The 10444-nt window shown below is 63.8% G+C and carries 7 protein-coding genes; 3 read left to right on the plus strand and 4 right to left on the minus strand.

Going from position 1 to position 10444, the window contains the following annotated elements; all coding sequences use genetic code 11:
• Window positions 1-11 precede the first annotated feature (11 nt).
• The 4 genes from QZ294_RS10445 to QZ294_RS10460 all read right to left on the minus strand — a co-directional run bounded on the left by QZ294_RS10445 (window position 12) and on the right by QZ294_RS10460 (window position 4678).
• Window positions 12-743, minus strand: a complete 732-nt coding sequence (locus QZ294_RS10445; RefSeq protein WP_297050310.1) for a sulfite exporter TauE/SafE family protein — start codon at window positions 741-743, stop codon at window positions 12-14.
• A gap of 50 nt (window positions 744-793) precedes the next feature.
• Complete coding sequence (locus QZ294_RS10450) at window positions 794-1657, minus strand: amidohydrolase family protein (RefSeq protein WP_297050318.1); 864 nt, start codon at window positions 1655-1657, stop codon at window positions 794-796.
• Window positions 1658-1672: 15 nt separating this feature from the next.
• Window positions 1673-3532, minus strand: a complete 1860-nt coding sequence (locus tag QZ294_RS10455; RefSeq protein ID WP_297050325.1) for a TRAP transporter large permease subunit — start codon at window positions 3530-3532, stop codon at window positions 1673-1675.
• 138 nt (window positions 3533-3670) lie between these two features.
• Window positions 3671-4678 (minus strand): TRAP transporter substrate-binding protein, encoded by a 1008-nt coding sequence (locus QZ294_RS10460; protein ID WP_297050329.1) that lies wholly within the window; start codon window positions 4676-4678, stop codon window positions 3671-3673.
• Between the two features lie 535 nt (window positions 4679-5213).
• On the opposite strand from QZ294_RS10460, the gene QZ294_RS10465 reads away from it, so the two are divergent.
• From QZ294_RS10465 to QZ294_RS10475, 3 genes are all read left to right on the plus strand, one after another.
• The gene (locus QZ294_RS10465) at window positions 5214-7709 is read left to right on the plus strand and encodes a glycyl radical protein (RefSeq protein ID WP_297050332.1); all 2496 of its coding nucleotides are present in this window, start codon (window positions 5214-5216) and stop codon (window positions 7707-7709) included.
• A gap of 67 nt (window positions 7710-7776) precedes the next feature.
• On the plus strand, window positions 7777-8736 hold the full coding sequence (locus QZ294_RS10470) for a glycyl-radical enzyme activating protein (RefSeq protein WP_297050340.1): 960 nt from the start codon (window positions 7777-7779) through the stop codon (window positions 8734-8736).
• A 62-nt stretch (window positions 8737-8798) separates the two neighbouring features.
• Entirely contained in the window at window positions 8799-10271 is a 1473-nt protein-coding gene (locus QZ294_RS10475; protein WP_297050347.1) for a sigma 54-interacting transcriptional regulator, read from the plus strand.
• Window positions 10272-10444: the final 173 nt, after the last annotated feature.

Below are 10444 nucleotides of genomic sequence, written 5' to 3' on the forward strand. Positions count from 1 at the left end.
CGGCGGCCAGGTCACTGGCGCAGGCCGCGCACCAGCAGCATGACCGCCGAAAGGGCGAGGATGGTCAATAGCACCTTGCGGAACAGCCGGACATCCATGCGCCGCACCAGCGGGATGCCGACCGCGATGCCGCAGCAGGCGAACACCGCCCCCCACAGGCCGAGACCGATCTCCAGCCCGTCATAGAGGCCCTGCATGTACTGCCAGGGCAGCGCCACCGCCATGATGGCAACGCTGACCACATTGACAGTACCCAGGGTGGCCTCCTTTTCCAGTTTCCGCAAATAGGCGTAGGCCACCAGGGCCGGGCCGCCCATGCCCAGGGCGCTCATCATGGCGCCGGAGGCCACGCCCAGCGGCAGGGCAAGCCAGCGCCCGACCGGGGGACGCCGGCCGCCGCCGGGCAGCCATTGCCAAAACAGGAACGCCCCAAGACAAAAGGCCGCGCCCAGCAACAGGGCGCGCGGCCCGGCATGCGCCAAGGCCCAGACGCCGAGCGGGATGCCCGCCAGGGCACCCGCGGTCAGGAGCGCGGCGCCGCCCCAGCGGATGTGCCTGGCATAGATCGCGCTCATGGCCGCAAAGACGGCCGTGCCCGAAATGCAGCCCAGAAGGATGGACTCCCGCGGCGGCAGCAGGAGCGCCACGAACGGCACGGCGAAAAGATTGGCGCCAAAGGAGGCGACGCCGGTGACGAACCCGCCGCCGAACCAGAGCAGATTGTAGCAGATGGCGTTCAGCATGGCCGAAAAGGGGGCGCCGGCCCGGAAACGCGCCGGCGCCCCGGAAAGCGTCAGGCGTTCCCGTCCGCGCCCAGGCCGAGGATGCGCCGGGCATTCTCATACATGACCTTGCGGCGCGCGTCCTCCCGCAGGGGGAAGGCCGCATACGCCTCCAGCGCGTCGGCCAGCTCCACGAAGGGATGGGCGCTGGCAAAGACGACCTTGTCGGCGATGCTCCCGTTCATGGCCTGCACATAGACATCCACCATGGGCGCGCGCTCGTATTCGGAAATGTCCATATAGACATTGGCGTTGCGCAGGCAGGTGTAGATGGACTCGTTGACGAAGGGATAGCCGCCGTGGCTCATGATGAGCACCAGCTCGGGAAAGTCGCGGGCGACCTTGTCCACGTCGCGCGGGTCGGCATATTCCAGGATGGCGCCCGGCACCTGGGGCGGCGGGGCCATGGTGATGAAGACCGGCACCCCCAGCTCGCAGCACTTGGCATACAGCGGATAGAACCGGGCTTCGGAGGCCGGGATGTGGGCGAGATAGGGATCGATGGCGATGCCCTTCATGCCCAGCTCGCGCACGGCGCGCTCCACCTCGCGCACGGCGGCCATCTTCTTGTGCGGGTCGATGCCCCAGAAGCCCACGAACTTCTCCGGGTACGCGCGGCAGAACTCCAGCACGCTCGGATTGTTGGCCGGGAAGCCGTAGGTGGTCTCGCAATCACGGCCGGTGATCACGCCAAGCTCCACGCCCAGGCGGTCCAGCCCGGCGACGATCTCCGGCAGGGGCTGCGCCTGCCTGGCGTCAAAGCCGATGGCCTTGCAGGCGGCCTTGAACATGGCGCTGTTCTTGATGCCGTTGATGATCTCCGGCGTATTGGGCCGGAAACGGAAGTCGATCACTTTCTGGCGGGTCTGTGTCATTGCGGTACCTCCGGGTTATTTTCCGCTGACAAGGCAAAGGGGAACTTCCGGCACATAGGTGCAGAGCAGGAGCACCAGAAGCATGAGTCCGATCATGGGCAGCGCCATGGCGGAAATGCGCTCCAGCCGGGCCTTCGCCACGCCGCTTGCCACAAAGAGGTTGACGCCCACCGGCGGCGTGATGAAGCCGATAGCCAGGTTGACCACCATGATGATGCCGAAGTGCAGCGGCGAAACGCCCACGCCCGTCACCACGGGCAGCAGGATGGGCGCCAGGATGACGATGGCGGCCAGGGCCTCCATGAAGGTGCCCACGATGAGCAGCAGGACGTTGATGAGCAGGAGCACCACGATCTTGCTTTCCGTGAGGCTCAGGATGCCGCGGGCGATGGTGCCCGGCACGTCCTCCAGGGTCATGATGTTGCCGAACAGCGTAGCCATTGCCATGAGCAGGATGATGATGGATGAGGTCTCGCAGGATTCCACGCAGGAATTCCACAGGCCCTTGAAGTCCATCTCGCGGTAGAGGAACAGGCCCACGATGAGACCGTAGAAGGCCGAGACCGCCGCGGCCTCGGTGGGCGTCATGATACCGCCGTAGATGCCGCCAAGGACGATGACAGGCACCATCAGCGCCCACTTGGCCTCCCAGAAGGCGCGCCCCAGCGTGCCGATGTCGCGCTTTTTCTCCTGGCCGCGCCAGCCGCGCCGCCGGGAATAGAAGAAGCAATAGCCCATGAGCACAAGGCCGGTGAGGATGCCCGGCACGATGCCGCCCATGAACAGGTCGCCGATGGAGACCTGCGCCGCCACGCCGTACACCACGAAGGGATTGGACGGGGGGATCATCACGCCCACGCAGCCGGCGGCGGCCACCAGGGCGCAGGCGAAGAACTTGTCATAGCCGCGTTCGATCATGGCCGGAATGGTCAGCCCGCCGATGGCGGCCACCGTTGCCGGCCCGGAGCCGGAAATGGCGCCGAAGAACATGCAGGTCACGATGGCCGTCAGGCCCATGCCGCCATAGAGGCCCCCCACGATCTCGTCGGCCAGCGTGAGCAGCCGGTGAGAAAGACCGCCGGCCCCCATGAAGACGCCGGCGGCGATGAAGAAGGGAATCGCCATGATGGGGAAATTGTCGATGGACGTGAAGGCCACCTGCGCCATGTACTCGATGGGCAGGGTATCCGCGCTGATGATGGTCGCGAGAGTGGAAAGCCCCAGCGAAATGGCGATGGGCACGCCAATGGCGCACAGGACCACAAAGTAGCCGAAGAGCGCCGTGAGCGGCTCGATATAGTCGCACAGGAAGCAGGGCGAAATGATGAGCGCCACCAGGCCGAAACCGATGCAGGAATCCAGCGGGCCGCAGCGGCGCATCTGGGGCACCAGGTCCTGGAGCAGGCGCAGGCACATGAGTCCGAAGCCCAGGGGCAGGATCAGGTAGGGGACCAGGAACGGGATCCGCAGGGCCGTGGTGTACTGCGGAAACTGCATGAGCCGCTCGATCTGCCCCCAGCCGTACCAGGCGATGACCGCCGTGAGGCAGAAGAAAAGGCTGTCCACCACTATCCAGCTGATGCGCTGCCAGCGCGGGGGCAGATGGTCATACAGGATGTCCACCCGGATGGAGGACCGTTTCCTGATGGCGACGGAGACCGCGAGATAGGAGATCCAGATAAAGATATACCGCGAAAGCTCCTCCGTCCAGACGGCGGCGCCCGCGCGTTCGATAAACTGCGTAATGATATATCTGTAGATGACCTGCCATGTGATGAACAGGATGATGCTCAACAGACCGGCGACCATGAAAACGCTTTCAAAATTCTCATTCAGCCATGAGAGTATCCTGCATTTGCGCTTTCCGTCTTCCATGCTTTCCCCCTGGAACAGTTTGGTCCCCGCTTTTTTTTGCGATCCGGGGACTTAAAAGGCACGGGCATTCCACTGCGCGGGAAAAGCGACCGGGAATGCCGGGCGGGGCGCCCCTTGCGGGACGCCCCCGTTGCTGTCTCAGTTCTGGGTCTCTTCGATGAGCACCTGGATCTCCTGAGGGATCTCCTTGGAGAACTTGTCGCGCACGGGCTGCGTCTTGCGCTTCAGTTCCGCGCGCTGTTCGGGGGTGAGGATGGTGATGTCGATGCCCTTGTCGCGGAAGGCCTGCCAGGCCTTTTCCTCAAGCCTGACGGATTCCGCGCGCTGCCAGGCGGTGGCCTCGCTGGCGGCCTCGCGGATGATCTTCTGCTGCTCCGGGGTCAGGCTGTCCCACTTTTTCTTGTTCATCAGCAGGATGTGCATGGAGTAGTTGTGCTGCGAATCCATGGCGTGCTTGAGCACTTCGGAATGCTTGGCATCATTGAGCAGGGAGAACGTATTGCCCTCGCCGTCCACCGTGCCCTGCTGGAGCGCGGTATAGGTTTCGCCCCAGGCCACCGGCGCGGGGTTCATGCCCAGTTCCGTCGCCACGGCCACTTCCACGGGCGAGTCCGTGGTGCGGATCTTCATGTTCTGCAGGTCCTTCACGTCCTTCAGCGGCTTCTTGGCCGAGGTGAAGTTGCGGTAGCCGTATTCGCTGAACATGATGGTCTCAAGGCCGATGTCGTTGGCGACCTTGCGCAGCGCCTTGCCCAGCTCGCCCTCGTCAAGGGCCTTGTACAGCTTCTGCTGGTTCTTGGGATCGGTGACATAGGGCAGGTCGATCGCCATGTAGGCGGGCGAGAAGCTTGCCAGGTTGGGCGTGGACGAGGACGACATATCCAGCGTGCCGGCCTGGGCGGCTTCGGTGGTCACGCGGTCGGAGCCGATCTGGCAGTTCCCGAAGATCTGGATCTTCATCTTGCCGCCGCTTTTCTTCTCCACCAGTTCCTTGAACTTTTCATAGCCCACGGTCACGTTGTTGCCGGGAGCCATGGGATGGCCGATACGGAGCGTGACCGGTTTTTCCGCCGCCAGCGCAAGGGACCCCCCCAGGATCAAACCCGCCGCCACCAGCGCGCCCGCTGCGCAAAACAACTTTCGCATCTCAGTCCTCGCTTTTTAGAGACCCTGCGGACGGACCCCACTGGCCCGCCCTTGTGATTTTTTGAATAAGCACAAAGCATGCCAGCGGGGTCTGGAGCCACCGCGCGGGGAATTTTAAAAATAAACAAATAAATTCATGGTGTTAATAACTAATAACCCCTCCTGATAAGCACAGGGGCGCCGCACGCCGCAAATTTGCATCGCCAGCTCCCCGCGGGGGAAATTTTTGTTCCATCCTGCTGGAAAAATTCTCTTTTTTTGGAAAATCCCCCACCCTGGCACCGGAAGGGACGGGCAGCACCGTCGCAGATCCGCATCGCCCTTTGCGGACACGTTCCGAATTTCCCATGCGTACCGACGCAAACCTGCAACATCCGGTCCCCGTCCCCCGCTTCCAGGCGTGCGCCGCCCCTGTCCGGCGGCATTTGTCGTGGAAATCTGGTGGATTGGAAATCTGGCACAGGCGATGCAATGTCCCGGGCACGCCAACATCGCCCGCCTCCAACGGGCGGAAACCTTTGTATGGGGGAACATCATGAGCGTTATGGAATGCGCCTGCCGTTCACCGCAGGAACAGCGACTTCAGGATCGTATCCAGGGCAAGGAAAACAAGTTCCGCAACACGCATGCCCGCGTTTTCCGCCTGCTGGAGCGGTTCGACGGCCAGAAGCCGCGCATCGACATCGAACGCGCGCGCTATTTCACCGAATCCATGAAAGAGACCGAGGGGCAGCCCCTGGTGCTGCGCTGGGCCAAGGCGCTCATGCACATCGCCAAGAACATCTCGGTCTGCGTGCAGGAGGACCAGCTGCTGCTGGGCCGCGCCGGCTGCGACGGCCGCTACGGCATCCTCTATCCCGAACTGGACGGCGACTTCCTGGACATCGCCGTGCGCGACCTGCCCACCCGCAAAACCTCGCCGGCCACCATCACGCCCGAGGACGCCAAGGTCGTCATCGAGGAGATCGCCCCCTACTGGAAGGGCAAGACCTACCACGAGGCCCTCAATGCCGCCCTGCCGCCGGAAGTCCACAAGCTCACCTATGACGACCCGCAGGGACTCATCTCGCGCTTCATCGTCAACGAGACCTCGTCCTTCCGTTCCTCCATCCAGTGGGTGCACGACTACGGAAAGATCCTCAAGCGCGGCTTCAACGGCATCAAGAAGGAGGCCCAGGAAAAACTGGCCGCCCTTGACCCCATGAGCGCCAAGGACGACCGCGAGAAACGCCCCTTCCTGGAAGCCGTCATCATCGTCTGCGACGCCATCGTCCTCTGGGCCAAGCGCCACGCCAAGCTGGCGCGCGAAATGGCGGAGAAGGAGACGGACCCCGCGCGCAAGGCCGAGCTGCTGCGTATGGCCGACAACGCCGAGCGCGTGCCCGGCGAACCCGCCCGCGACTTCTGGGAGGCCTGCCAGAGCCAGTGGTTCACCCAGATGTTCTCGCGCATTGAGCAGAAGACCGGCACCACCATCTCTAACGGCCGCATGGACCAGTACCTCTATCCCTTCTACAAGAAGGACAAGGCCGAGGGGAAACTCACCGACAAGGAGGCCATCGAGCTTCTGGAGTGCATGTGGGTGGGCATGGCCGAATTCATCGACATGTACATCTCCCCCACCGGCGGCGCCTTCAACGAGGGCTACGCCCACTGGGAGGCCGTGACCGTCGGCGGCCAGACCCCGGACGGCCGCGACGCCAGCAACGAGCTGACCCATCTCATCCTCAAGTCCAAGCGCGAATTCCCGCTGCACTATCCCGACCTGGCGGCCCGCATCCATGCCCGCGCGCCCGAGCGCTACCTCTGGGACGTGGCCGAGACCATCAAGGACGGCACGGGCTTCCCCAAGCTGATCAATGACGAGGAAGTGGTGCCGCTCTACGTCTCCAAGGGCGCCACCTTCGAGGAGGCCCTGGACTACGCCGTCTCCGGCTGCACCGAGGCGCGCATGCCCAACCGCGACACCTATACCTCCGGGGGCGCCTACATCAACTTCGCCGCCGCCGTGGAAATGGTGCTCCGCAACGGCCGCATGAAGAAATACGGCGACGAGCTTCTGGGCGTGGAAACGGGCGACCCGCGCAACTTCAAGACCTGGGAAGAGTTCTGGAACGCCTATGTGCAGCAGCACCTGCTCTTCCTCAAGACCGCGTTCGTCCAGCAGTACCTCATCAACAAGCTGCGCGCCGAGCACTTTGCCCAGCCCATGGGTTCCGCCATGCACGACCTGTGCATGAAGCACTGCATCGACCTGCATCAGGAGCAGATCCCCGAGGGCATCAACCTGGGCTACTTCGAGTACATGGGACTCGGCACGGTGGTCGATTCCCTGGCGGCGGTGAAAAAGCTGGTCTTCGAGGAAAAGAAGCTGACCATGGACCAGCTCATCAAGGCCATCGACGCCAACTTCAAGGGCTATGAGGACGTGCAGGCGCTGTTGCGCTCCGCCCCGTGCTATGGCAACAATGATCCCTACGCCGACGCCATCGGCCGCGAGATCGACCGCATCTCGGTGGAATACGGCGGCAAGTACTCCATGAAGGATCTGGGCATGCACAACGATGTCCGCTATGTGCCCTTCACCTCCCATGTGCCCTTCGGCAAGGTGGTGTCGGCCACGCCCAACGGCCGCACCGACGGGTTCCCGCTGTCCGACGGTTCCTCGGCCTCGCACGGCGCGGACGTGAACGGTCCCACCGCGGTGCTGCTCTCCAACTACAACACCAAGAACATGGGCATGCGCGACCGCGCCGCCCGCATGCTGAACATCAAGTTCACGCCCAAGTGCCTTGAGGGCGAGGCGGGGACGGAGAAGCTGGTCTCCTTCATCCGCACCTTCTGCGACCTCAAGCTCTGGCATGTGCAGTTCAACGTGCTCAACAGGGAGACCCTGGTGGCCGCCCAGAAGGACCCGCAGAAATACCGCAACCTCATCGTGCGTATCGCCGGCTACAGCGCCTATTTTGTGGACCTCTCCCCGGATCTGCAGAATGACCTCATCGCCCGCACCGAGCACGAGACCTGCTAGCAGACGCTGAAATGACGCCCCGGCCGGTTTTCCGGCCGGGGCGTTTCCTCCAAGGCAAGGATGTGGCATGTACCAGGAAGACTATGATGACGATCAGGACCTCGCCCGGGAAGGCATGGTCTTCAATATCCAGAAGTATTCCGTCCATGACGGTCCCGGCATCCGCACCATCGTCTTTCTCAAGGGCTGCGCCCTGCGTTGCCGCTGGTGCAGCAACCCCGAATCTCAGAATACCGGGCCTGAGCTGGCCTGGAACGAGGGGCGCTGCATCGGCCTGGAAAAATGCGGCCACTGCCTGGAGGCCTGCGACAGGGGAGCGCTGACCCCGGGAGCGGACGGCAAGCCCGTTCTCCATCGCGAAAAGTGCGGCGACTGCGCCCAGGCCTGCGCGGGCGCCTGCCCCCCCCAGGGGCTGCTCGTCTATGGCAAACGGCGCACCGCGGGCGATGTGCTGGATGCCGTGGAACAGGACATGGCCTTCTATACCCGCTCCGGCGGCGGCATGACGCTTTCCGGCGGCGAGCCGCTCCTGCAGCGCGATTTCGCCGTGGCCCTGCTGCGTCAGGCCCGTCAGCGCCGCATGAAAACGGCCATCGAGACCTGCGGCATGGTGCCGGAAGAGAATATCCGCGCGGCGGCGCCCTGGCTCAGCTACGCCCTTTTTGACATCAAGCACATGGACGCGGCGACGCACAAGGAGCAGACCGGGGCGGACAATGCGCGCATCCTCGCCAATTTCCGCATCCTGGCCGAAGAGTTCCCCACGCTGCCCATCCTGGCCCGCACCCCGGTCATTCCCGGTTTCAACGACACGCCCGAGGCCATCGAGTCCATCGCGCGCTTTCTCGAGCCTTTCGGCCATGTGCGCTACGAGATGCTCCCCTACCACCGCCTGGGAACGCAGAAATACCACTTCCTTCACCGTGAGCCGCCCATGGGCGACATCACGCTGGAAAAAAGCCGGATGCCCCGACTGCAACAGGTCGCCCTTGACATCCTGGGGGAGCGGGTGCAGATTCCCAAATGATCGGGAGTCATCGCCGGATTCCCGGGAACTGACTTTCAGCGGCCATTGCCGCGACGCCAGCCATGCCCGATCGCGTCACCGAGCTTCTCGGTCCCATGTGCAAGCACATTCTGGACGCCATGCCTTCCGGCGTCTTCATTTCCGATGTTTCCGGCCGCACGCTCTATGTCAACCGCACCTATGAGCAACTGACCGGACTCCGGCAGGAAGAGCTGCGCGGCAAAAATGTGCGGAGCCTGGTGGGCGAGGGCATCTTCGACAATATCCTCAACCCCGAGATCGTGCGTACCTGCCGGCCCGCCACGCATGTGCAGCAGTTGAAGAACGGCACGCGGCTCGTGCTTTCCGGCTTTCCGGTCTTCGACGAGGACGGCATCATCCGCCTGGTGGCGACCTTCGCCCGCGACATCACCCTTCTGACCGACCTTCAGGATCAGGTGGCGGCCCAGCGCAACCTCATCGACCAGATCAGCGGGCAACTCACCCATGTGGCCCGGGAAAGCCCCCACCAGCTGCCCATCTATGCCAGCGCCGCCATGGGGGAGGTCGTCTCCCTGCTGCGCCGTTTCGCCGCCACGGACGCCACGGTGCTCATCCTGGGCGAGACCGGCGTGGGCAAGGATGTTTTCGGCCGCTACCTGCACGGCATTTCCGCCCGCAAGGACAAGGTCATGCTCAAGGTGGACTGCGGCGGCATCTCCGAAACGCTCACCGAATCCGAACTTTTCGGCTACCTGCCCGGCGCCTTTACCGGGGCCTCCGCCAAGGGCCGGGCCGGGTACTTCGAGATCGCCGACGGCGGCACCATCTTCCTCGATGAGATCGGCGAACTGCCGCTGCCCATCCAGACGCGCCTTCTGCGCGTGCTCCAGGACAACGAGATCGTGCGCGTAGGCTCCTCGGCGCCGCGCAGGGTGAACGTGCGCGTCATCGCGGCCACCAACCGCGATCTTGCGCGCTGCGTGGAGGAGGGCACCTTCCGGCGCGACCTTTTCTACCGCCTCAATGTGGCGACCCTGCGTATCCCCCCCCTGCGCGAACGCCCGGAGGACGTGCGCCCCCTGGCCGAGCATTTCCTGCGCCAATATACGGCCAAGTACCGGAAGACCCTGGCCTTCATGAACATCACCCTCGACCTTCTGGCGGACTATGCGTGGCCCGGGAACGTGCGGGAACTCCAGAATCTCGTCCACAGTCTCGTCATCACGCGCAACGGTCCCCTCATCGGGCCTGGCGACCTGCCGGAGGAGATCTCCGGCCGCGAAAAAACCGACGTCGCCCTGACCGTGCCCGGCGAAGGCAGGCCCCTGAAAGACATCGTGGCCGACATGGAACGGGAATTTCTCCGCAAGGCCATTGAGGTGCATGGCTCCGTGCAGAAGGTGGCCGCGCTTTTCCAGGTCAACCGCAGCACCATCTTCCGCAAGCTCCAGGAAGGCAGGGACAGGAAGGCCGGAGCGGGAGGCGATGGCGGCGCGGAGCCTGCCCCCGCTTCCGGGCCGCAACCCGGGCCGCAATCCGGGCAGCAACGCTGAGACGGGGACGCATGCGTCCCCGCGCGCCAAAGGCCCCGTTCCCGGCGGAGATGCCGGGAACGGGGCCTTTCGATTTTCGGGCGACCAGCGGAAAACCTCTTTTCCGCTGCAAAACCGCTCTAGTGTCTAATTGCAAAAATTCTGCGCAGAATTCTGCGCAGAATTTTTGCAGG

The organism is uncultured Desulfovibrio sp. (genome assembly GCF_910584445.1).
Classification (GTDB): domain Bacteria; phylum Desulfobacterota; class Desulfovibrionia; order Desulfovibrionales; family Desulfovibrionaceae; genus Desulfovibrio.